General features: G+C 42.3%; 20 protein-coding genes and 1 other RNA gene. 11 read left to right on the top strand and 10 right to left on the bottom strand.

Going from position 1 to position 22,328, the window contains the following annotated elements; all coding sequences use genetic code 11:
* Window positions 1-141 precede the first annotated feature (141 nt).
* From ACQKC9_RS02900 to ACQKC9_RS02910, 3 genes are all read left to right on the top strand, one after another.
* A complete protein-coding gene (locus ACQKC9_RS02900; RefSeq protein WP_101206382.1) occupies window positions 142-777 on the top strand; it encodes a response regulator in 636 nt (211 codons plus the stop codon).
* 33 nt (window positions 778-810) lie between these two features.
* The gene (locus tag ACQKC9_RS02905) at window positions 811-2,568 is read left to right on the top strand and encodes a sensor histidine kinase (protein WP_427620421.1); all 1,758 of its coding nucleotides are present in this window, start codon (window positions 811-813) and stop codon (window positions 2,566-2,568) included.
* A 78-nt stretch (window positions 2,569-2,646) separates the two neighbouring features.
* Window positions 2,647-4,362, top strand: coding sequence for a sigma 54-interacting transcriptional regulator (locus ACQKC9_RS02910; protein ID WP_427620422.1), 1,716 nt, complete (start codon window positions 2,647-2,649; stop codon window positions 4,360-4,362).
* Between the two features lie 70 nt (window positions 4,363-4,432).
* Here ACQKC9_RS02910 and ACQKC9_RS02915 read toward each other — a convergent pair whose 3' ends face one another.
* Both ACQKC9_RS02915 and gpmI read right to left on the bottom strand, forming a co-directional pair.
* Entirely contained in the window at window positions 4,433-5,902 is a 1,470-nt protein-coding gene (locus ACQKC9_RS02915) for a S41 family peptidase (RefSeq protein WP_427620423.1), read from the bottom strand.
* Window positions 5,903-6,136: 234 nt separating this feature from the next.
* Window positions 6,137-7,795: a 2,3-bisphosphoglycerate-independent phosphoglycerate mutase gene (gene gpmI, locus ACQKC9_RS02920; RefSeq protein WP_290176469.1), complete on the bottom strand. Its 1,659-nt coding sequence runs from the start codon at window positions 7,793-7,795 to the stop codon at window positions 6,137-6,139.
* Window positions 7,796-8,042: 247 nt separating this feature from the next.
* Between gpmI and ssrS the strand changes: the two genes are divergently transcribed.
* A non-coding RNA gene (gene ssrS / locus ACQKC9_RS02925) (6S RNA) lies at window positions 8,043-8,238 on the top strand.
* A 106-nt stretch (window positions 8,239-8,344) separates the two neighbouring features.
* Here ssrS and ACQKC9_RS02930 read toward each other — a convergent pair.
* Entirely contained in the window at window positions 8,345-8,977 is a 633-nt protein-coding gene (locus ACQKC9_RS02930) for an FxsA family protein (protein WP_427620424.1), read from the bottom strand.
* A gap of 259 nt (window positions 8,978-9,236) precedes the next feature.
* On the opposite strand from ACQKC9_RS02930, the gene ruvC reads away from it, so the two are divergent.
* Complete coding sequence (gene ruvC / locus ACQKC9_RS02935; RefSeq protein ID WP_427620425.1) at window positions 9,237-9,821, top strand: crossover junction endodeoxyribonuclease RuvC; 585 nt, start codon at window positions 9,237-9,239, stop codon at window positions 9,819-9,821.
* Window positions 9,822-9,966: 145 nt separating this feature from the next.
* On the opposite strand, the gene ACQKC9_RS02940 is transcribed toward ruvC, so the two are convergent.
* The 5 genes from ACQKC9_RS02940 to ACQKC9_RS02960 all read right to left on the bottom strand — a co-directional run bounded on the left by ACQKC9_RS02940 (window position 9,967) and on the right by ACQKC9_RS02960 (window position 15,642).
* Complete coding sequence (locus ACQKC9_RS02940; RefSeq protein ID WP_427620426.1) at window positions 9,967-10,917, bottom strand: META domain-containing protein; 951 nt, start codon at window positions 10,915-10,917, stop codon at window positions 9,967-9,969.
* Window positions 10,918-11,230: 313 nt separating this feature from the next.
* Window positions 11,231-11,893: a glutathione S-transferase family protein gene (locus ACQKC9_RS02945; protein WP_427620427.1), complete on the bottom strand. Its 663-nt coding sequence runs from the start codon at window positions 11,891-11,893 to the stop codon at window positions 11,231-11,233.
* A gap of 220 nt (window positions 11,894-12,113) precedes the next feature.
* Window positions 12,114-12,752 (bottom strand): peroxiredoxin, encoded by a 639-nt coding sequence (locus ACQKC9_RS02950; RefSeq protein WP_057760978.1) that lies wholly within the window; start codon window positions 12,750-12,752, stop codon window positions 12,114-12,116.
* Window positions 12,753-12,995: 243 nt separating this feature from the next.
* The gene (locus ACQKC9_RS02955; protein WP_427567356.1) at window positions 12,996-13,739 is read right to left on the bottom strand and encodes a phospholipase D family protein; all 744 of its coding nucleotides are present in this window, start codon (window positions 13,737-13,739) and stop codon (window positions 12,996-12,998) included.
* A gap of 163 nt (window positions 13,740-13,902) precedes the next feature.
* Window positions 13,903-15,642, bottom strand: a complete 1,740-nt coding sequence (locus tag ACQKC9_RS02960; RefSeq protein ID WP_427620428.1) for a glutamine--tRNA ligase/YqeY domain fusion protein — start codon at window positions 15,640-15,642, stop codon at window positions 13,903-13,905.
* Window positions 15,643-15,947: 305 nt separating this feature from the next.
* Here ACQKC9_RS02960 and ACQKC9_RS02965 point away from each other — a divergent pair, with 305 nt between their 5' ends.
* Window positions 15,948-16,463 (top strand): peptidylprolyl isomerase, encoded by a 516-nt coding sequence (locus ACQKC9_RS02965; protein WP_057760980.1) that lies wholly within the window; start codon window positions 15,948-15,950, stop codon window positions 16,461-16,463.
* A 123-nt stretch (window positions 16,464-16,586) separates the two neighbouring features.
* Window positions 16,587-17,456: a UDP-2,3-diacylglucosamine diphosphatase gene (locus tag ACQKC9_RS02970; protein WP_427620429.1), complete on the top strand. Its 870-nt coding sequence runs from the start codon at window positions 16,587-16,589 to the stop codon at window positions 17,454-17,456.
* 119 nt (window positions 17,457-17,575) lie between these two features.
* Here ACQKC9_RS02970 and orn read toward each other — a convergent pair whose 3' ends face one another.
* On the bottom strand, window positions 17,576-18,163 hold the full coding sequence (gene orn, locus ACQKC9_RS02975; protein ID WP_057760984.1) for an oligoribonuclease: 588 nt from the start codon (window positions 18,161-18,163) through the stop codon (window positions 17,576-17,578).
* A 230-nt stretch (window positions 18,164-18,393) separates the two neighbouring features.
* Between orn and rsgA the strand changes: the two genes are divergently transcribed.
* The 4 genes from rsgA (at window position 18,394) to secB (ending at window position 21,442) form a co-directional block, all read left to right on the top strand.
* Window positions 18,394-19,497 carry a ribosome small subunit-dependent GTPase A gene (rsgA, locus tag ACQKC9_RS02980; protein WP_261869670.1) on the top strand — a complete coding sequence of 368 codons (1,104 nt, stop codon included), beginning with the start codon at window positions 18,394-18,396 and terminating at the stop codon, window positions 19,495-19,497.
* Between the two features lie 221 nt (window positions 19,498-19,718).
* On the top strand, window positions 19,719-20,174 hold the full coding sequence (locus ACQKC9_RS02985; protein WP_201567342.1) for a rhodanese-like domain-containing protein: 456 nt from the start codon (window positions 19,719-19,721) through the stop codon (window positions 20,172-20,174).
* Window positions 20,175-20,533: 359 nt separating this feature from the next.
* Window positions 20,534-20,797 carry a glutaredoxin 3 gene (gene grxC, locus ACQKC9_RS02990; RefSeq protein WP_427620430.1) on the top strand — a complete coding sequence of 88 codons (264 nt, stop codon included), beginning with the start codon at window positions 20,534-20,536 and terminating at the stop codon, window positions 20,795-20,797.
* Between the two features lie 192 nt (window positions 20,798-20,989).
* Window positions 20,990-21,442, top strand: coding sequence for a protein-export chaperone SecB (gene secB, locus ACQKC9_RS02995; RefSeq protein WP_057760989.1), 453 nt, complete (start codon window positions 20,990-20,992; stop codon window positions 21,440-21,442).
* Between the two features lie 192 nt (window positions 21,443-21,634).
* On the opposite strand, the gene adk is transcribed toward secB, so the two are convergent.
* Window positions 21,635-22,288: an adenylate kinase gene (gene adk / locus ACQKC9_RS03000; RefSeq protein ID WP_180952604.1), complete on the bottom strand. Its 654-nt coding sequence runs from the start codon at window positions 22,286-22,288 to the stop codon at window positions 21,635-21,637.
* Window positions 22,289-22,328 lie beyond the last annotated feature (40 nt).

Raw genomic sequence — 22,328 nt, forward strand, 5'->3', positions numbered from 1 at the left:
TATGATTACTCGTATTTTGTTATATTAATCAGCAGTATTTTGAATATACGAAGATAATAATAATGGTTGAAATATATTCATTTTTTATACTATTTGAACCTAATAAAGCGTTCATTCTGACAATTAATAAAGAGTATGGTTATGATTAAAGTATTAGTGGTAGATGATCATGATTTGGTACGGATGGGTATTAGCCGTATGTTGTCAGACAGCCCCGATATTGAAGTAGTAGGTGAAGCAGACAGCGGTGACATGGCTATCAAACAAGCCAAACAACTACATCCCGATGTGATTTTGCTAGACGTCAATATGCCGAATATTGGCGGGCTCGAAGCAACCAAACGTCTGATACAACTCGACATGGGTATCAAGATTTTGGCGGTCAGTAGTATGTCTGCACAGCCCTATCCCTCAATGCTGATCAAAGCAGGTGTGAATGGTTACATTACCAAAGGCACGCCGCTTGATGAAATGATACGTGCGGTCAAAAAGATTTATCAGGGAGGTCGTTACTTCAGCCAAGATGTTGCTGAACAGTTAGCAGATGTTTTATTGTCTGATAATGCAAACTCACCTTTTGACTTATTAAGTGACAGAGAAAAACAAGTGGCCATGATGGTTGTTAATTGTCAGAGCCCTCAGCAAATAGCCGATCAATTGTTTGTTAGTGTCAAAACCATTAATACGTATCGCTACCGTATTTATGAAAAAGTTGGGGTTGATAGTGATGTTAAATTAACTCATTTGGCCATTCGTCATGGTCTGATTCAACCATAAACCATTTAGCGTTTATTTTATTACGGCCAGTTTATGAACCCTGCTACCAATCTTAGCTCTGCCATTACTCGTTATGTACATCATGACGATACGCTTCCTCTGCCGCAGTTGCGTAAGTTGGGGCTGATCTATAGCAGCTATCGCTTCGTCGTTAGCCTGTTCTCTATGCTCATGCTATACATCTCTGCTCGTACTGGTAATAGCGCTTCTTTACCGAGTTTTTTACAACAAACGACTCTAAGCTTTTATGTACTGTTAAGCTTGATATTGCTTGGGCTATTTTATGTTGTTAGAAAACATATGCGCCGCCAGCTGGCATTCGGACTGGCCTTAGACGTTATTATATTAAGTCTACTGCTCTACACGACAGGCAACCCTGATTTGCAGCTAACCATGCTATACATGGTGGTCGTCGCAGCTAGCTTTATGCTACTACATGGTTCACAAGCGCTGGTTATTACTTTACTTGCCATCATTCTGGTTATTTATCAGCAGTTTTTTTACGCTATTGCTAATAGCATGAGTCTAGCCAACCTAGGTGATGCGCTACTAATGTCAGCGAGCTTTTTAGCAGTGGGCGGTTTGAGCTGGTCTATCTCTCAGCGATTGGTACAGCTTGAGAAAGTCGCGGCAAACCATGCTAAGGAAGTCGAGCGACTTAACGTGATTAATCAAGAGGTTATCACGCAGATGGTGAATGGTGTTATCGTTATCGATAAGCAACATATTGTCTTAGCAAATCTTGCAGCACATCAATTGCTGAGCCTTTCGCTTGTCACGCCTACTACAGCACAGAATACCCTTGACGATACAAAAGAGACTCATAACAAAGCACTTCTCTCTAATTTTGAGCAGCAACTCAATGAACAGCATTCCCAGTTGTTTCATGCCTGCTTGTCAGTAGCATCTGGGCAGTCACGCGCTTTTACCTACGATGTGCCAGCTGTGGCAAATGCCTCAATATTTGGCAAATTACGTGTACAGATTATTCCACTAAAAGACGATAGCAAACTTGTCATATTAGAAGACTTACGCCGTGAGCAAGCCAGTGCCCAACAACTGAAACTGGCTTCTTTAGGGCAATTAACTGCCAGTATTGCCCATGAAATCAGAAACCCATTAGCAGCGATATCGCAAGCCAGCCAGCTATTAATGGAAGATGTTGCAGAACAAATGGAAGATGACAGTACATTAACAAGTGAATCGAATGCTGCCATGACTGGCAACCATGAGCTTTATGAAATGATATTTTCACAGACAAAACGTGTAAACCGTATCATTGAGGATATTTTAAAGCTGTCTCGTCAGCAGACAGCTACCCAGCAGGTGCTCGAATTGGCTGAATGGATGCCATCATTTTTGGAGAATTATTTCCAAGGACACGACATTTTTCTACGAATAAAAACTAAACCCATCATATCATTTGATACTCATCAGTTAGAGCAGATATTAATCAACCTAATCAACAATGGCCTGCGTTATAGCAGCTATGCTCATCCTCATGCTTATGTGGAAATCGACATTTACTGCGCAGACAACGATGTTATAATCGATATATTAGATAATGGTGATGGTGTTAGTGCTAGAAATTTAGAACTTTTGTTCGATCCATTTTTTACAACAGATAAAGCTGGTACAGGACTGGGGCTCTATTTATCACAAGCATTTTGTGAAGCCAATCAAGCGCGTTTACTCTACATTCCTGAACATGAGAAAACATGTTTTCGATTGATTGTACCTTCTATTAAATCTGATAATAAATTTCAAACTATCGAAGAAAATCTTACCTAAACTTACCCTTTGAAAGCTATTACACCCATTTAGACCCAGCTATTGATTTTATAGCCATAAAATACGATGAGATGATGTATGACAACAACCGCGCTAGTCGTCGACGATGAAGTAGATTTATGTCGATTGATGCAAATTACCCTAACTAAAATGGGTATCAAAAGTGATGTGGCTTATACATTGTCGCAAGCAAGAACATTTTGGCAAGACAATGACTACGATTTCTGTCTGACGGATTTAAAACTGCCAGATGGCTCGGGACTTGAGCTGGTAAAAGAAATTAGCAATAGCTCTAATATTCCAATAGCAGTGATTACGGCTCATGGCAGTATGGATTTGGCTATTGAGGCACTGAAACTCGGTGCCTTCGATTTTGTCAATAAACCGCTAGAACTACCACGTTTGCGCCAACTGGTAGAGAATGCCCTAAAAGTTATTCATCAAGATAACGAAGTACAGGCCGCACCAGAATGCTCTCCTGAACAAAAAATGCTAGATAGTAGATTGATTGGTAATTCTGCTGTCATGCATCCCCTCAAAAATACTATTTTAAAGCTAGCACGCTCACAGGCACCTGTATTTTTATCGGGCGCTTCTGGTACAGGTAAAGAAGTGGTCGCCAGATTGATCCATGATTTAAGTCCACGGCGTGATGGCAGCTTTGTACCAGTGAACTGCGGTGCGATACCATCAGAGTTAATGGAGTCGGAGTTTTTTGGTCATAAAAAAGGTAGCTTTACAGGGGCTGTCGCTGATAAACAAGGGTTATTCCAGCAAGCCAATGGCGGCACGTTATTTTTAGATGAAGTAGCAGATTTGCCTTTAGCCATGCAGGTTAAGTTATTACGTGCTATTCAAGAAAAAACAGTAAGAGCAATCGGTGATACAAAAGAAGTTCCAGTAGACATCCGCATTTTGTCTGCCACTCACAAAGACCTGAGCCAATTGGTACAAGATGGTGCATTTCGACAAGATTTGTATTATCGCATCAATGTCATTGAGCTAAAGCTTCCAACGCTTAACACACGCCGTGATGATATCCCTGTGTTAGCAGACCACTTTTTGGCTATGATTGCTGATGACTGGCAATTAGAGTCACCGCCGTCATTGACGATGGAAGCCTGCGAACGCTTACAACGCCACGATTTTGCGGGTAATGTCCGTGAACTACGCAACTTATTGGAGCGTGCAGTTACATTAGCTGAAACTTCATATATAGACGTTAGTCATTTAGGTCTTCCTGACATTGAACCTGAGCTTGTAAATACACAAGAGCAAAATCATAGCTCAGCTATCGATAGCTCTGAGCCACCTGCTCGCAACGTAGAAAATCAAATAGACGTTCAATCTACAGTCCAATCAACAAAGAACGGCGAGCAAGTCATTCAACCTAGTAGCAATATAGCGACGCAGGGTGAACAAAGGGCGACCAATTTACATCCCTATCGTACTAACATCAACCACTACCCCTCAATGGTACAGCATTCGTCAGCCGGTAATGATAGTTCGTCAACCAGCGTAGCAAGTACTCATGACAAAGAGTCGCTCCTTGACTCCACCGCCCAACAAGAAACCTCTAAAGACATATCAGGTTTACCAGAATTGTTCGACGGTCAACTACCGCCTCAAGGGTTAGAGCATTATTTACAGGAACAAGAAAAACAGCTGATTATCACGGCACTCAAACAAACTGGCTGGAACAAAACCCAAGCAGCTGAATTATTAGGAACCACCTTTCGCTCTTTACGCTACCGTATGAAAAAGCTCGAAATTTCTGAAGATGCGTCTGATTAGCTTCTGTTAAGCGACATCTTCAAATATTTTTAAGCGTTGAATGGTATGTGCTGTTAATTGCTACGAAAATCTATTCTTTCGTAGCATTTTTTCTAACAAAGCGAATACCCGAATCAAGCGCGCGCGCCTTTACTAATTCTAATGCTTGCTGTTCCCACGTGTTCTCGCTGCCTGATAAAGTCACATCAGGTTCTACGCCGATCTCGTCTATTTGTTTGCCTACTGCCGTCATATAATTGGCCACAGTCAATTTGACGGCTTGCTCATCGTTTAACGGTATGACTGATTGTACTGAGCCCTTACCATAGCTAACTTCGCCGATAATAGTAGCGCGTTTTTGTGCTTGTAAACTACTGGCAAGCACCTCTGCTGCTGATGCTGAATAGCGGTTTTGTAATACCACTAAAGGCAAAGGCTTAAGTATCGCATCACCTTGGGTCGATAGTACCCGTGATTTATTTTGACGTGCTTGCACCTGCACTACATCAGTATCATCCATAAATAAACTGGCCACGCTCACTGCTGATGTCAGTACGCCACCTGGATTATCACGCATATCTAGTAAAATGCCTGATATCGGAGCGTTTAGGTTAATTAAACCTTCTAGTAATTTTTCACGGCTGTTGTTTTGAAACGCCGGTAATTTAACAATAGCAATACCATCAACCAGTTTGGTCTCGATAATCTGCGGATGACTGTTATTACGCTGCAACGTCGTTGTATGCTTACGGCGACCAGCTTTAGAAGTAATGATATCTACCTGCGTACCAGCAATACCCGTTAAGAGCTGCTCAACATCATTGACCTGTCGCCCTTCGTCTAGCTTAAACTCATCAACCTGATGCAAATAATCACCAACTGCGATGCCTTTTTTGTCTGCAGGTGAGTCGTCAATAACCTCTGTCACGACCCAATAACCTGCCTCTGGTTGGTAATTAACCTTAATACCAATATCACCAACGTCACCCTCAGTAAAAGCACGCAGGTTCTCATATGCTTCTGCGTCCAAAAACTCAGCATGGCTGTCAAGCTTGGTCAGCATACCGCTCATTGCATTGCTAAATAACTCTTCATCATTGACCGCATCGACGTACTGACGACGTACTAAATCCACCACAGCCACAAATGTCTTTAGCGTCTCAGGAGAGATAGCATTTAGCGATACTTGTGCAACTTCTGCTGGAATCTCCATATCAATATCATCAGCATCATCCGTCAGCGCGCTTTCATCTGGCACACTATCTATCGAGTCATCTGGCTCATCGGCGACATCTAACATATCAGCAATATTCGATAAATTATCAGCGTCGTTTTCATCCGCTATCTCATCTGCATTCAAACTGATGAGCTGTAGACCATTTGTAGGATTATCATTATTTGTAGAAGCTCCCACTGCTGCTTGTGCATTTACGCTAATCGCACAACCAAGCACACCTATTAAAATTGCAGGCTGCAAAATCTTGGACGCGACTGATGCCTTCCCTACTGATTTACTTAACCCTTTGGATAAAAAAGAACGTGCAAAAGAAATAGGCTGCATAAAAGAACTCATTTGAATAATAGAGAATACGAATTTATCGTTATATAGCGACTTATAAGATAGCACCAAACGCATATTTCGAACTAGCATAGTATTGCAAGTAAATTAAGTAAAATGTATCACAAAAAAAGGAAAGGATAATAGGTTATCCTTTCCTTTTTGATATCTTCTGGTACAGCTGTCAAGTCAGTATAAACCACAGTCATTTAAGTACTGTGTTTTAATTCGACTGGCCTAGACTGCTGGAACCAATAAGCTTTCACCTGTCATTTCGGTAGGGGCATCAACATTCATCAATGATAAAATAGTCGGTGCCACATCACTAAGTTTGCCGCCACGGCGTACTTGTAGCTTTTGCTCGCCCACATAAATCAATGGCACATGCTCTGTCGTATGCTGTGTATGTACTTGACCACTTTCGTAGTCTTGCATTTGCTCACAGTTACCATGATCGGCTGTAATAAGCATGTCACCACCAGCAGCACGCACTGCTGACTCGATACGGCCCACACAGACATCCAAGGCTTCTACGGCTTGTACCGCCGCATCAAAGATACCTGTATGCCCTACCATGTCACCGTTGGCATAATTGACTACTAGCACATCATATTTGCCAGATTCAATCGCTTCTACTAACTTATCAGTGACTTCGGGTGCGCTCATTTCAGGCTTCAAATCATAAGTTGCCACATCTGGAGATGGTACCAAGATACGCGTCTCGCCTTCATACTCTTCTTCACGGCCACCGCTAAAGAAAAACGTCACATGCGCATATTTTTCAGTTTCCGCGATACGTAGCTGTGTTTTACCTTGATCCTGCAGGTACTCTCCCAATGTGTTGGCTAAAGACGTTGGGTAATAAGCAATGCTGGTTTTTGGATTGTCAGCTAGGACATCTGAATACTTAGTTAGCATCACAAATGCCGCTAGTTTTGGTTGTTTTTGACGCGCAAATCCAGAAAACTCATGGTCTGGCAAGACAAACGCTTGGGCAAGCTCACGAGCACGGTCAGCACGGAAATTCATAAAAATAAGTGCGTCGTTATCATTGACAGTATATGGCACTTCATCACGTCCAATTACGGTCGTTGGACTGACAAACTCATCGGTCTCACGCGCTTTATAAGCAGCTTGGACAGCACCATCTGCCCGTGTCGATAGACGATCAGCTTTACCTTCAGTAATCAACTCATAAGCTTTTTGCACTCTATCCCACCGATTGTCACGATCCATTGCATAGTAGCGACCGATGATACTTGCAATCTGTACGCGGCCACCTTCGTAATGAGCATTCAATTTATCAATATAGTCGCGCAGACGATTGATGTACTTATCAGCAGATTTAGGCGGGGTATCACGGCCGTCTAAGAAACAATGAATAAAGACATTCTTGGCACCATGCACCAGTGCTGAGTGACACATACCTTCGATATGGTCTTGATGAGAGTGAACGCCGCCATCAGAAAGCAAGCCCATAATATGGACATTACCGCCACGTTCGTTGGCCGCTTTTACGGCATTGACCAATGCTTCGTTTTTATAAAACTCACGATTGGCCAGCTCACTTGAGATACGAGTTGAGTCCTGATAAAGAACACGTCCCGCCCCTAAATTCATGTGACCAACTTCTGAGTTACCAAACTGACCATCTGGCAAACCAACATCTTCCCCTGAAGCTGAAATCAGCCCATGAGGATATTGCTGATAAATCTTGTCTAAATTTGGCATATTAGCGGCAGCGATGGCGTTATCTTTATCTTCTTCACGATGACCAAAGCCGTCCAATATCATCAAGACATGCGGTATTTTTTTATTCTGTGCACCGTCTTGGTTATTGCTAAGCTGTGTTTTATTATTATCAATAGAGTCTGATGCTTGTTGGGTACTGGTCATATATTACCGCTCCTCGAGTGAATGAACGCCTATAATGCTGTGTAAGGGAATATAAAGCCCTCTATATTAACACACATCTTGAAATAGCTGAAAAACTGAGCATTTTTCGTGAGTTTATGAATAATTTTATAGGGTTATCTTGCGATGATTTTTCTATACAATGCAATATAAATGCGGCCAACTAACCAAGCTACGTATCAATCTGTAATTCAGACTTGCAATCACTCTTTTCATTGGTTAAGATAAAACTATTCTGAAGTGTTGGCTAGTAGATGTTTATTCCCTGAGCCGATAATGCTTTACCAGGATGTGGTACCTATTGTCTCATTGTGTATGCCTGCACCGCTTGCGGTGTATCAGGAAACCTGCAGAGATGATGACGCATCCGCCCTGAACTTCACGGTTCATGGGTCACCATCTTACAGCGGCACTTCGGTTGTTTCATTCGGTTAGTAAATATATTTCTTATAATTTATTTACTACCACTAAAAAGCCCCTTTCGTCATCGACGGGAGGGGCTTTTTTTATGCTTATGATTTAACTGAATGGTTATTCGTCATTAGCAGATTTAGTAATCTTTTTTACATCTTTAGGGATGTTTTTGGCAGTACCATCAACCGTCGTATGCTGTTTAAACACATCACCAAATGGGTTTTGCTGCTGTTGACCAAATGGATTTTGACCACCCATGCCACCTGCGCCACCGAACGGGTTTTGACCACCCATGCCACCAGCACCACCAAATGGATTTTGACCGCCGCCCATTTGACCACCCATCTGCTTCGCCATCATTTCCATCATCTTTTGCTGATTATTCATGACGTAATTATTGGCCAAGTCTTTTAGCTTTTTCTGCACAGGTGGCAATACTACCAACAGCGCCATCAAATCACTAAGCACCCCAGGAATAAGCAATAAAATACCTGCAGCTGCCATCGCGATACTCTTAATCATCGTAGTCTCTGGCGGACGCATCGCAGGGTTCATCATGCCACCAGCTTTCATTTGCTGTGCCATTGGATTAAGAGCAGCCATACCTTTGCGCATCAAAGAGATACCGATAACCGCAGCGATAATAAACCACATAAACACCCACCAGCCGCTCATAAACTGAGCAAGCAAATACCACAGTAGCATCTCGATAATAAACCAAACGATGGCTATACCAACTATCTGACCCATAAAGTGTCGTCCTATAAAATAAAAACCAATAAATTGAGCGCCATGAAAATTAAAATGGCTAACATATGATGTATATGGGGATTGGTTGCTATACTATCAAACTTAAGGCTAATTTTTAAGCCATATAGTCGGTACTATATAATTTGGCTACAAGGAAAGTGAGCGACAGTACTACGAATCGTAGGCTAAGCGAGTCTGACTCCGTATCTAATTTATATAGGACTGAATATAAAATGACAGGTAAGCAAGACGGAATATTATGGCAATTATTATAGGCATTGACCCAGGGTCACGCATGACCGGTTACGGGATAGTACAGCAGACAGGTGACAAGCTGACCTATATCGATGCAGGGACGATTCGCACAGATACCAAAGAGATGCCTGAACGCCTCAAGCGTATCTTTAATGGACTAACCCGTATCACACAGCATCATTTAAAATACGCAGACGAGCCTATCTATACGGCGATTGAGCAAGTATTTATGGCAGAAAACCCTGACTCCGCACTTAAGCTTGGGCAAGCACGAGGTGCGGCGATTGCAGCGATGGTTGCACTAGATTTAGAAGTATCAGAATATACGGCTCGGCAAATCAAACAAGCAGTCTGTGGCTATGGAGCGGCGGCCAAAGAGCAAGTACAGGAGATGGTGTGCCGGATATTAGCGTTAGAAGTCGTACCGCAACAAGATGCTGCCGATGGTCTTGCCTGCGCCATCTGTCATGCTCACTCAAGCCATTCAATGAACAAACTGATATTGAACAGCGCCATGCGTGGTCGCGGTGCTTCTAAAAAGAAAGGTCGCTGGCGTTTAACTGAAGAAGATTGGGGTAACTTGCGTTAAAGATCAGCGTCAAAATAGCGAGGCGTTAGAGCAAACAATCATCAAAACAGATAAACAGCAAAGTAAATATCCCATAAAGAAGCACGCGCTATTAGGCGCGTGTTTTTTATGGCTATGAGCATTTCAAAGCTCAAAATACAGTAAACTACTCTACAACTGTACTTTCAATCACAGCATCTAATATATAAGCATACTTTTCATCAGCAGTATCATCTTTGGTTAACTCATTAGTCTCTGATAACTCATCGATGTTTAGCGGATAGCGTTGTAAGCGTAATACTTCTTCGTGTTTGCTGTCATGCTGATAGCCGTCGATCTCACCAACGAATACTCGCCACTGTCCTTCGTGAGTTTTGATGCCTTGATCATTATAAGTAATAGGCTTAACTTGTAGACACTGCTCAGAGTTACCTGCTTCGCAAGGTACTGTTTCGGAGTTTACTGCCCAAAATACTGTTTCACCCTTACTGTTATATTTCGCTTGTGCAGTAAGCCTGCCATTCCATACTAAAGTCACATCATCGTCAGTAAACTGGGTCAATACTGGGTTATCGCCTTGATCAATTTTGAACTCACTACTGCCCTGCATCAAAGTGTTCAAAGCATTTTCAGCCACGTCTAAATCGCCACAAGACATCTTTGTACTCATACCCTCTTCAGTAGTTAAGGTATGGCCCTTTAACTGATAGCCAGCACTAATCGTATTACAGCCTACGCTATAGCTTAGCGTGTCTTGCCCCTGATATTGATTGAAGGCAAGCGTTACCTGACTGTTGATATTCGCGAATTCAGCTATAGGTTGTTCATTGGCGTCGACTGCATTTGCTAACGTCCAACGATGATGAGATAAGGTGGTCGTCAGCTTTCCTTGAGCGGTTAATTCAACAGGTTCAGATTCGTCTGATGTAGGGCTCATACTAGATACCAGACCTTCACTTACGGCTAAGTCTGTCATCTCGCCAGCTTCAGCACCCTGCGATATATCATTTTCGCTAGACGCCGCTTCTTTTTGACACGCACTTAGCATCAGATTAACTGCCATCATACTGGGTAATAGCAGTAATTTTAACGTTGGCTTATTTCGGCTACCTACCATATTACATACCTCTTAGTAAGCTTGTACAACTTATCTCACGTACCATTTATGTTTTGGAAACCTATTCAAAAGAAGTCATAATTTAAAGGTATTCTTCTTAAATAAACGTTTTAAAAACATAATTGATATAACTAAGCTAGATTAACCACTATAACCTTGGCACTATTAACCTATGTAACGAAATGTTGATTTTTATTATGTTTCATAAAAAAACAGCTAACGATTGAGGTTAGCTGTTTTGCTTTATAGCGATCAATTTATCGGATAGGTTAATAGATAAATTTTATGATTTAAACTATTTTTCTAGAACCTTTTAGTCATTCAAACTGGCAGGTTTGGCTTTAGCCATATTTTTAATACTGAAGCGTTCATTCATCTTTTGATAAAAACGAGCTAGGTTTTCGCCTTGCTCATTAGGATTAATTTTTAATACTTTACCAAAATCCAAGCTTAGATATAGCACGATATCCGCAAAACTTAATTGCTCACCTACTAGGTATTCACGACCTTCTAATATCGTCTCAAAATACGCCATGGCTTTGACCGCACGAGCAATTGATGGTGCGACGAACTCGGGCACTTGCTCAACACGTTGTGCTTTAGATGGATGACTGTGTTGAAACGCGAGCATCAAGTTATACATCACTTCAAACTCTGCAACACGGCGCATAGAGCAAACTTGCGCACGCTGTACCACATCATTACCCATGACCGAACGCTCACCATAAACACGATCCAGATATTCACAAACTGCCTGAGAATCATTCAGTACTGTACCATCATCTAAGGTCAAAACAGGTACGGTCTGCATCGGATTCATTTGCGTAAATGCTTCTGACATTTGCTCATTTGCCGCAAAATCAATATCGATCACATCCACATCATCCATGTCATCGACATCGATACCTTTTGAAGCCAATAAGATAAGCGCTTTACGTGGATTGGGCGCTGTACGGGTAATATATAGTTTTTTCATAGCAAACTCCTTGTAAGAATGATTGGACAGCGATTTGACGCTGATACGCTTTATTATGGTTGTTGTACTAATAAGCACAAACGATTGATACGCTATACCACAGTTATAGCCTAATCTGGCCATCATGGCAAAGTGTTATTAATCATAAAGTAGAAATAATAAAAGCCCCATAACCTTGAGTCATGGGGCTTTATTTAATTACATTTACACATCAGTATAATTATTTGTTTGGTGCAGGTGTGGTGCGTAGATACGGCTTAATCTCTTTGTGTCCTTTTGGATATTTTGCAGCGATATCTTCGTTTTTCACACTTGGTGGAATGATCACATCGTCGCCATCTTTCCAGTCTACAGGTGTTGCAATGTTATACTCATCCGACAACTGTAGTGCGTCAATTACGCGGATAATTTCATCAAAGTTACGGCCACAGCTGGCAGGATATGTTAGCGTTAGACGAACTTTTTTGCTTGGATCAATGATAAAGACGCTACGTACTGTATGAGTGCTGTCGGCATTAGGATGCATCATGTCATATAGCTCAGCGACTTCTTTATTAGGATCAGCGATGATTGGGAAGTTCATATCTGTGCCTTGAGTCTCACCGATATCGCTCGCCCACGCTTTGTGATCTTCTAGGCTATCAACAGAAATACAAATCGGCTTTACATTGCGCTTTTGGAACTCGCCATTCAGTGCAGCGGCGCGACCAAGCTCAGTGGTACATACTGGCGTAAAGTCTGCTGGATGCGAGAAGAAAACGACCCAATGATCACCTGCCCACTCGTGAAAATTGATGTCACCTTCTGTGGTTGTAGCGTCAAAATTTGGTGCGGTATCACCTAAACGTAAATGTGCCATGCTTGATTCCTTAGCTATGTGAATGAACGCTTATATCGACACGTCGGCCTCGCGTTCTATTATTATCATCGACGTGCTCAGCTATCAAATATAACATAAAGCACATCAGCAAAAACTGACTTTATCTTAACAAACTGGTTATGAATGTCTTGTGACGGATTGTAATGCGGTTATTCCATTTACCTCTAAGCTGATGGACAAATTTTTTAATAAATTTTATGGACAAGCAGCTTTGATAAATAATTAAACCACCATACCTGCATCCCATAAGCAAAATTCGCCAAACTTACCCTTTTTACTGGTACCACCAGCTGCGCGTCCAGCATCAGTCAATACTAGCTCACCATCTTGCGCTTCTAGATAACCCGCTGCAAGCAGCTTTTCATTCAACTCTTGCGTTTTAAAGCCCAACTCTTTAGCAAGCTTGGCGGTGGTCAGTTTAGAGTAATTAGGTGTGGTTTCTGTCGTAGAGTTACCGGTTACGTTGGTAGTAGAGTTTGTTGTTTTGGGACTAGGCTCAGACTTACTTTCAGTTTCGGTCACCTTTTCAAGAGACATTCTCACTTCATCACTGATACGAATAATGCGCTGCGCTTCCTCATAAGTATCAGCATAAAGCTTAGCATCGTCATTACGATAAATCAGTACGCCCATCTCATTATTATTGACTTGGCTAAACTCATAAAGATTTAAACTGGTAATAATGCATTCATTTTCATTCAGATAACATTTCGCATGTAAGTTTTTGCAAAAGCTAGTACGAATAAAGGTCAGGTTTTTGAGCCAGTTTATTTCTTCAGGGTGCAAATCATTCTTGCCATAAACAATGCGAATGTCGATCTTGAGGCGGTTGCGGTCTTCCAATAATTCTTTGATACGTTCATTAAGCTTCAAATATGGGCTAATAATAATCAACCTGTCAGAAGCGTTTTTAATCAACTCTTCTAAATGATACGTTGTACCACTGCTGTTTAGAAACTTTGCCATTCTTATTTCCTCAAATCTTACTATGCTTAACTTTATAACTACACACAAAAAAGCCCATCCCTAGCGTACTAGAAATGGGCTAACTTGCAAACTACTATTGTTCAGTATTATTTCAAAATATCTATTTGGATAAAGATACTTTTAAATACTAAGCCAACATAAATTAAGCTGGCTTATAACTATCACGCAAGCTAACGATTTGGTTAAATACTGGCTTATCCGTGCTGTGATCTTCGCTATCAGAGATGAAGTAACCTTCACGCTCAAACTGGAAACGCGTGCCAGCGTCTGCATTGACCAAAGACGGCTCAACCACTGCATTTAGCTCAGTGAGTGAGTTCGGGTTTAGCGCTTGATGAACATCAGCGACGCCACTTGGATCTTCAGCACTGAATAGCTGCTCATACATGCGTACAGTCGCTGGCACACCTTGACTGGCTGATACCCAATGAATCACGCCTTTAACCTTACGCCCTTCAGGGTTATTACCCAAAGTAGCAGGGTCGATCGTCGCTTTTAGCTCAACGACATTGCCATTTTCATCAGTGATATGTTCAGTGACGGCTAGTACGTAGGTGTTACGCAAACGAATTTCTGGCTTTTCTGGAGAGAGACGCTTGTAGCCTGCTGGCGGTTCAATCTCATAATCACCTTGATCGATGTATAGCGTCTCGGTAAACGGAATCTCACGCTCACCCATATCGACGTTAGGATGGTTCGGCTGAGTCAACCAAAGCGTCTGAGTCGCATCGTCAAAACGTGCATTAACGCTATCGGCTTTTTGCGTCTCCCAGCTGCTGACCGCTTCGCTAAAGTTAGTGATCGTCACTTTCAATGGCTTTAGTACCGCCATACCGCGACCAGTAGTCGTCTCTAATGACTGACGGACGCTAAACTCTAGCAAACGGAAATCAACCACGCTATCAGCTTTGGTCACACCCACACGCTCACAAAAATCACGCAAGCCCTCTGGCGTATAACCACGGCGACGCATGCCAGCGACGGTCGGCATACGGGGATCATCCCAACCACTGACGATACCTTCATCTACCAGTTGCTTTAGCTTACGCTTACTGGTCAATGTATGATCAACGTTTAAGCGGCTAAACTCGTACTGATGCGGCGGCACGTCAAAGCCGATTTTTTCGATGACCCAATCATAAAATGGACGATGATCTTCAAACTCAAGCGTACATAATGAATGGGTAATCCCTTCTAACGCATCCGAGAGTGGATGAGCAAAGTCATACATTGGATAAATGCACCATTTATCACCAGTCTGATGATGCGCTTGATGCATCACGCGATAGATAACAGGATCACGCAGGTTCATATTTGGGCTAGCCATATCAATCTTGGCACGCAAAATAGCCTTTCCTTCAGCGTATTTACCGTCTTTCATATCGTTGAACAGCGCTAGGTTTTCTTCAACACTGGCATCACGATATGGTGAAGGCGTTCCCGCTTCATTGAATGAACCACGGTTTTCTTTGATTTGTTCAGGGGTTTGCAAATCAATATAAGCGTCGCCTTGCTCAATCAACTGAATTGCCCATGCATGCAACTGATCGAAATAACCTGAGGCATGATGCGCCTCGCCTGCCCACTCAAAACCTAACCACTGCACATCGTTCTTAATATTGTCGATGTAATCTTGCTTTTCAGCAGTTGGGTTGGTGTCATCAAAACGTAGGTTGCACACACCGCCGAACTCTTCGGCCACACCAAAGTTTAAGCAGATAGATTTTACGTGGCCTAAATGCAGGTATCCATTTGGCTCAGGCGGAAAGCGCGTTACAATTTGCTGGTATTTTTGCGCATTGACATCGTCACGAATGATATTACGAATAAAATCGTTTTTTGCTTCGTCTTTTTGTGCATTGTTGCTTGAGTGATCACTCATCGGGCATTGCTCCTAACGCAAATTGTCAGTTCATGGTGCGTGCCATCACGCATCACGAAACGTTTAAACTAAAGTGTTAAAATAAAGCGAGAATATAAAAACCTAGATAGTGCGACCGCATTATCAAAATTTGTCAAAAATGGGTAAAGTTGCGTTATTCTATCAGGTTTCGCAAACGCATTAACAGCCTGATACATGACACGGGATAAAAAAGCCGTTAGACTACCCGTAACTTTTTAACCACCAACTTTTAACCACCACTTGACAGCGTCATTTAAGGCGTTGCAATCAAAAAGGAATATCCCATGGTAGACATGCCACCAGTAGTAGAACTTGAAACCAATATGGGTGCGATCGTTATCGAACTCAACGAAGAAAAAGCACCAAAAACCGTAGAAAACTTTTTAAACTACGTAAAATCTGGTCAGTATGACGGTACAATTTTCCATCGCATCATTGATGGTTTCATGATTCAAGGCGGCGGAATGGACGCTGAGATGAATGAAAAACCAACCAATGCGCCTATCGAAAACGAAGCGGACAACGGCCTAAAAAATGACAAAGGTACTATCGCAATGGCGCGTACCCAAGATCCGCATTCAGCGACTAGCCAGTTCTTCATCAATGTAAAAGACAACGACTTCCTAAACCACTCTGGCAAAAATATGCAAGGTTGGGGTTACACCGTATTTGGTAAAGTAACAAGCGGTATGGACGTTATCGAAAAAATGCGCAGCGTACCAACTGGTCGTTTCGGCATGCATGCTGATGTACCAAAAGAGCCAGTTGTTATCAACTCAGCAACCATCATTACTCAGTAATAGTCATTCAATAGCAGCTATTCAGTAATAGTTACTTAGTGATAGCTGTGAATGAGCGAGCATTTTCTAGTAGAATTTACTAAGTCATGCTCGCTATACGATAAGTCACGAGGACCAAGATAAATGCAAAGTTTTAATCACTTAATCACGACCCGCCCTCATCAAGTGCGGCAAGTATTGATTAGCGATTTGCATTTATCGCCTCAGGAGCCTGCCTTAGTGCAGGCTTTTTTGGCGCTATTAGATGACTGTCTCGCCTTGCCAGCGCTAAAACACCTCTTTATATTGGGTGATTGGTTTGAGGTGTGGCTAGGTGATGATACGTATTTATCGTTGTCAGAAGACGAGAAGATAGCGCACTGGTTGACTCCACTTATCACCAAACTCAAGCAGCTACGTATCAATGGCTGTGAGATATTGGTCATGCACGGTAATCGTGACTTTCTGTTAGGACAGCCGTTTTGTAATCTGTTCGGCGGTGAGCTAATCAGCGAGCCGTATACTTTGCCTGTTGGTCAGCAGAACTACCGCTTAGAACACGGTGACGCACTCTGTACTGATGATAAAAAATATCAGTTTTTTCGCAAAATTATGCGTAACCGTTTAACTCAGTGGTATTTGCTTAATAAGTCATTAGAAAAACGCTTAGCCATCGCAGACAACATGCGCAAAAAAAGCCAGCAGAACAATGCGAACAAAGCTGCGCATATCATGGATGTGAATGATAAAGCCGTACGTCAAGCCATTGCTACTAGTGATGCATTGTTACACGGACATACCCATCGTCCCGATATCCATCACGTCACCGCTGATAAAAAGCGCTACGTGCTTGGCGACTGGCGATTGTTAGATAAAGACACTCGCCAGCCGAAAGTTAGCGCCGTGATTGGTGCAGTGACAGATGATGAGCATTCAAATGACGGTTTTAGTAGTAATGATTTAAGCAGTAATACTGCTAAGTTTGGATTGTTTGAGTTTACAATGCTTGTTTGATTCTATCGTTGAACCTATCTAACAAACAAAAGGGTCTGTTGAAATATCAACAGACCCTTTTTATTTTTTACTACAATTCTTTTACTACACTTTTAAATAGCTTATCGCTTGCTAGCTATTTAAGGTATTAGCTTAAAGAAATGCTGACGGTAGTGCTTTAGCTCACGGATAGAGTCACGAATATCATCTAGAGCTAAATGACTGCCCCCTTTTTCGAAGTTCTTTAAGATATCAGGACGCCAGCGGAAACAAAGCTCTTTGATAGACGACACGTCAAGATTACGATAATGGAAGAACCGCTCAAGCTCTGGCATTTGGCGCGCCATAAATCGACGATCTTGGCAAATAGAGTTACCGCACATTGGCGACTTACCACTATCGACCCATTTGTTTAGGAACTTGATGGTTTCAGCTTCGGCTTCTGCTAATGTCACCGTACTACGACGCACACGATCGACCAATCCTGACTGACCGTGTTGCTTGGTATTCCAGTCATCCATCTTATTTAAGACTTGATCCGATACTTTGATAGCAAATACAGGCCCTTCAGCAAGCACATTCAAATCTTCGTCAGTAACGACAGTAGCAATCTCGATAATCTCATCATTTAAGGTATCAAGTCCGGTCATTTCTAAATCAATCCACACCAGCCCTTTTTTGCCTTGATTTTTGATTTTAATCTTGTTGGGATGGTCACCGGTAGTCATACAATATCCTATGGTCATTAAATTTTGGGACAGTTTTAAACATAATTTAAAAAACGTATTGCGGTTGAATACTCATATTCAAGCAGCATTGTAATGCACTGATTGATTCAAAAAATCTAGCAAGCAGCCAAAATATTACAAAACCACTGTCTGCCGCAGACGCTTTAGGCTGTATGTTAGCAAATTTTCACGCTACACTTAGCAATATTTTTATAATAGGTCAAAAACCCATGGCATTAATCCGGCAACGCAAACTGACTAAACAACAGATTCGTCGCATCGACAAGCAGCAACTGTCTAATCAAGATAGTATTGATGACAGTTTGATGGATGGCGTGGTCATGGCGCATTACGGTAAGCAACTAGAAGTACAAGTCACTAGCCTGCCAGCTGTCATACCTGAGCAGCCAGAGATTGCACCTGATGATCCTGAGCCGTTTTGGCAAACGCTTGAATTGAATGATATCTGGCGCTGTCATGTGCGTACCAATCTACCGATGCTAGCTGCTGGTGATCAAGTACGCTGGAATGCTGACTCTAATACTGGCTTTGGACGTATCGAAGCGGTCAAACCGCGTACATCGCTGGTTTCTCGTCCTGACCGCTATCATAAGCTCAAACCTGTTGCCGCCAATGTCGATATTTTAGCGATTGTTTTTGCGCCATTGCCTGCCGCTGCGCCAACGCTGATCGATCGCTATCTTGTGGTATGCCATCATGCAGGTGTCAAACCACTATTGGTACTCAACAAAGCCGATTTATTGGCAGAAGAGAACGGCGTGGACACCAATGAATTATTGGCGCAGTATGCCGCGCTTGGTTATGAAAGCGTTCTGACTTCGGTCGATTGCCCTGAAAATATCGCTGAGAGCGATGAGCAAGAAGGCCTTGATGAACTAAAACGCTATATAGATAAAAAGCTGGTCATCTTCGCGGGTCAATCTGGCGTCGGCAAAAGCAGTTTAATCAATGCCCTTCTGCCTGACTCTGGACAGAGCGTCAATATCATCTCACAAAACTCTAAGCTCGGTCAGCACACCACGACGACCAGTCGACTGCTGCCATTTAACCCAGAAGACCTTACCCAAGGCGGTATCGTCGATACACCAGGGATTCGTGAGTATGGTATTTGGCATCTTACCCCTGATGATATTATTTCAGGCTTCGTTGAGCTAGCACCATTGGCCGGTGATTGCCAATTCCGTGACTGTCGCCATACTCACAACAGCAAAGGCTGCGCACTATGGCAAGCAGTAGCTGATGGTGAGGTATTGCAGCGCCGCGTTGAAAACCTCGTTACGCTACGAGAAGAGGCAGATACGAAGCCTTATTAATATTTGGCTTGTTAGTGTCCGCCTTAGTTAAAAGCGGTCTTGTGAGTAGATATTTTTATTAGGCTGAGAAGATCCATAGATAGGTGCAATAACGGCCTAATTATTGCCCATGTCATCGCCCGTTTACTATAGATGGCCTTATCGGTATAATAGCGCCTTGTTCAATATCATTGGGCTGTCTTCTCAGCTTAATAGAACACTTATTTTTTTGGAGGTATGGTTTGGATCGTGCGCTGGAATTTGTGGGCAACCACCCGTTTTTATTTGGTATATTAGCCGTACTTGCTATACTGTTTTTTACGATTGAAAACAAACGTAGCGGTAGAAAAATATCGCCTAACACGCTTGGCATGATGGTCAACTCTCAAAACGCGCAACTTATCGATATTCGCGCTAAGAAGAAGTTTGAATCAGGCTATATTCAAGGCAGCCGCAACATACCGTTCACTGACCTCAAAGACCGCTTAGAAGAGATTCGCGCGATTGAGCAGCCAGTGATTATCATCTGCGACATGGGCGTCCAAGCAGGCGCTGCGATTCAGATGATTGGTAAAGATAGTGTCTATCGCTTAGATGGCGGTATTGGCGGCTGGCAAGGCGCTGGCATGCCATTGGTTGGTGTAAAAGACGCCAAAGCAAAGGCTAAAGGTAAAACAAAACCAAGTCTAAGTAAGTAATAGACCTGTATAAGTGCTTAAGTGAAGCGTTTATACACGTCGCTTAGCTGATGTTTGTGTGACCTGACTGACGTTATCAGCGCTACCAATGCTATGAAGAAGACACCTTTTTATCAGGTGTCTTTTTTTGTGGTTTATTTTTCATGTTCTATTTACCATGTTTTATAGTACTAAAATACGTTTTGAGCCAAAACGGCTTGAATTTGTCATGCCCATCCCCACTTTAGTAATGAGCATCACCGAATGCATTTTTGCTTTACTCATTGATAACAGACTATACCAACTCTGAGGCTATGATAACTTATCATGCTCTCTATAATACGTTTGTTATCCCATAAATTTATAAATAAGGATTTATCATGACTGTATCTGTGAAAGTTTACACTACCCCTATCTGCCCATACTGCTCAAACGCCAAACAACTACTAAAAACCAAAGGCGTTGATTATGAAGAAATCGGCATGCACGATATGAGCAGCGAAGAGCGCCAAGCGTTGATGAAAAAAACCAATAACTACCGCACTGTGCCGCAAATCTTCGTTGGTGAAACCTTTGTTGGTGGTTTTGATGAGCTCAACCAAATGAACCAGCAAGGCAAACTTGACGAGCTATTAGTCGGTTAATCTGCTACCTTTCTTTACTGTCTGTCTTTATTTATGTAAAGATAGACAGTGGCAGGTTTTAATAGAGCAGTAAGAAGTAATGATAAAAAATATCGAGACAATACCAAAAAATAGTCTCGATTTATATTACAATGAACTTTTATTAAAATGACGATTTGCCCAATCATTTGATTTAATTTTAGAGGATTTACCATGGCTGAAGAACAAGCACAACCACAATTGGCACTAGAACGCATCTACGTAAAAGACATGTCTCTTGAAGTCCCAGGCGCTAGCGTATTCACCAAAGAGTGGAACCCAGAGCTTGACATCAATTTGTCTAGCAACGCTGAAAAACTAGATGACGATCATTATCAAATCATCCTAACTGTGAGCGTTACTGCCAAAAATGCGGAGGAAGCAGCATTTATCGCTGAAGTGCATCAAGCAGGTATCTTCTTACTAAAAGACATTCCAGAAGATCAAATCGGTCAAATCCTAGGCGCATACTGCCCTAACGTGTTGTTCCCATATGCTCGTGAAGTCATCAGCGACATCGTGACGCGTGGTAGCTTCCCACAATTGCTACTAGCACCTGTGAACTTTGATCAAGCATATGCACAGAGCCAACAGCAAGCACAAGTTGATGCTCAAGGTAACGCATAAGCATTAATTAAAATATATGAGCTCTACCAGTCGTATATTTGATAAAAGGCCGTTTACTTATAATGAGTAAGCGGTTTTTTTGTGGGTATGTTTTATGAGGCATAAAATCATCAGCTATAAAAAAACCCTGTTATTAAACAGGGTCTTCAACGACTACATCGACTGGCTAAATCAATTAGCTAACATCGATAATTAGCCTTTTAGTGCAGATAGGATTTGCTGCTTAACGTCATCAATACCTTGCGTACCATCAAACTTGTCATAGTTAGGCGCATCATCGCCTTCTTTAGCTTTGTCTTGGTAAAAACCAACCAATGCTGACGTTTGCTCATGATAAGTAGATAGACGGTCACGAATAGTCGCTTCTTGATCATCTTCACGCTGGATAAGCGCTTCACCAGTGACGTCATCGATGCCTTCAACCTTTGGTGGATTGTGATCGACATGATAAACACGACCTGAACCTGGATGCTGACGACGGCCAGACAAACGGCTCACGATTTCATCATCAGGTACACTGATTTCGATAACATGGTCGATAGCAACATCAGCGTCTGCAAGTGCTTGCGCTTGAGGAATAGTGCGCGGGAAACCATCTAGGATACAACCATTCACACAATCAGGCTTAGCGATACGCTCTTTCACTAGGTTGATAATGAGGTCATCAGAAACCAAACCACCAGCATTCATGATATCTTTGGCTTTTTTGCCAAGCTCGCTACCTTCTTTAATTGCTGCACGTAGCATGTCGCCAGTTGAGATCTGTGGAATATCATATTCTTTAGAAATAAACTGGGCTTGGGTACCTTTACCGGCGCCTGGTGGTCCTAGTAAAATAATACGCATCATTATACGACTCTCCTTAATAGATAGGATTTTGGGATTA

Source organism: Psychrobacter sp. NPDC078409 (assembly GCF_050268505.1).
Taxonomy (GTDB): domain Bacteria; phylum Pseudomonadota; class Gammaproteobacteria; order Pseudomonadales; family Moraxellaceae; genus Psychrobacter.

Coding starts and splice junctions, on each gene's coding strand:
- ACQKC9_RS02900 (WP_101206382.1), top strand. CDS start 142: ATGATTAAAGTATTAGTGGTAGATGATCATGATTTGGTACGGATGGGT.
- ACQKC9_RS02915 (WP_427620423.1), bottom strand. CDS start 5,902: ATGCAGCCTATTTCTTTTGCACGTTCTTTTTTATCCAAAGGGTTAAGT.
- ACQKC9_RS02960 (WP_427620428.1), bottom strand. CDS start 15,642: ATGAGTGATCACTCAAGCAACAATGCACAAAAAGACGAAGCAAAAAAC.
- gpmI (WP_290176469.1), bottom strand. CDS start 7,795: ATGACCAGTACCCAACAAGCATCAGACTCTATTGATAATAATAAAACA.
- rsgA (WP_261869670.1), top strand. CDS start 18,394: ATGGCATTAATCCGGCAACGCAAACTGACTAAACAACAGATTCGTCGC.
- ACQKC9_RS02970 (WP_427620429.1), top strand. CDS start 16,587: ATGCAAAGTTTTAATCACTTAATCACGACCCGCCCTCATCAAGTGCGG.
- grxC (WP_427620430.1), top strand. CDS start 20,534: ATGACTGTATCTGTGAAAGTTTACACTACCCCTATCTGCCCATACTGC.
- adk (WP_180952604.1), bottom strand. CDS start 22,288: ATGCGTATTATTTTACTAGGACCACCAGGCGCCGGTAAAGGTACCCAA.
- ACQKC9_RS02905 (WP_427620421.1), top strand. CDS start 811: ATGAACCCTGCTACCAATCTTAGCTCTGCCATTACTCGTTATGTACAT.
- ACQKC9_RS02965 (WP_057760980.1), top strand. CDS start 15,948: ATGGTAGACATGCCACCAGTAGTAGAACTTGAAACCAATATGGGTGCG.
- ACQKC9_RS02940 (WP_427620426.1), bottom strand. CDS start 10,917: ATGGTAGGTAGCCGAAATAAGCCAACGTTAAAATTACTGCTATTACCC.
- ACQKC9_RS02955 (WP_427567356.1), bottom strand. CDS start 13,739: ATGGCAAAGTTTCTAAACAGCAGTGGTACAACGTATCATTTAGAAGAG.
- ACQKC9_RS02910 (WP_427620422.1), top strand. CDS start 2,647: ATGACAACAACCGCGCTAGTCGTCGACGATGAAGTAGATTTATGTCGA.
- ACQKC9_RS02945 (WP_427620427.1), bottom strand. CDS start 11,893: ATGAAAAAACTATATATTACCCGTACAGCGCCCAATCCACGTAAAGCG.
- secB (WP_057760989.1), top strand. CDS start 20,990: ATGGCTGAAGAACAAGCACAACCACAATTGGCACTAGAACGCATCTAC.
- ACQKC9_RS02930 (WP_427620424.1), bottom strand. CDS start 8,977: ATGGGTCAGATAGTTGGTATAGCCATCGTTTGGTTTATTATCGAGATG.
- orn (WP_057760984.1), bottom strand. CDS start 18,163: ATGACTACCGGTGACCATCCCAACAAGATTAAAATCAAAAATCAAGGC.
- ACQKC9_RS02950 (WP_057760978.1), bottom strand. CDS start 12,752: ATGGCACATTTACGTTTAGGTGATACCGCACCAAATTTTGACGCTACA.
- ruvC (WP_427620425.1), top strand. CDS start 9,237: ATGGCAATTATTATAGGCATTGACCCAGGGTCACGCATGACCGGTTAC.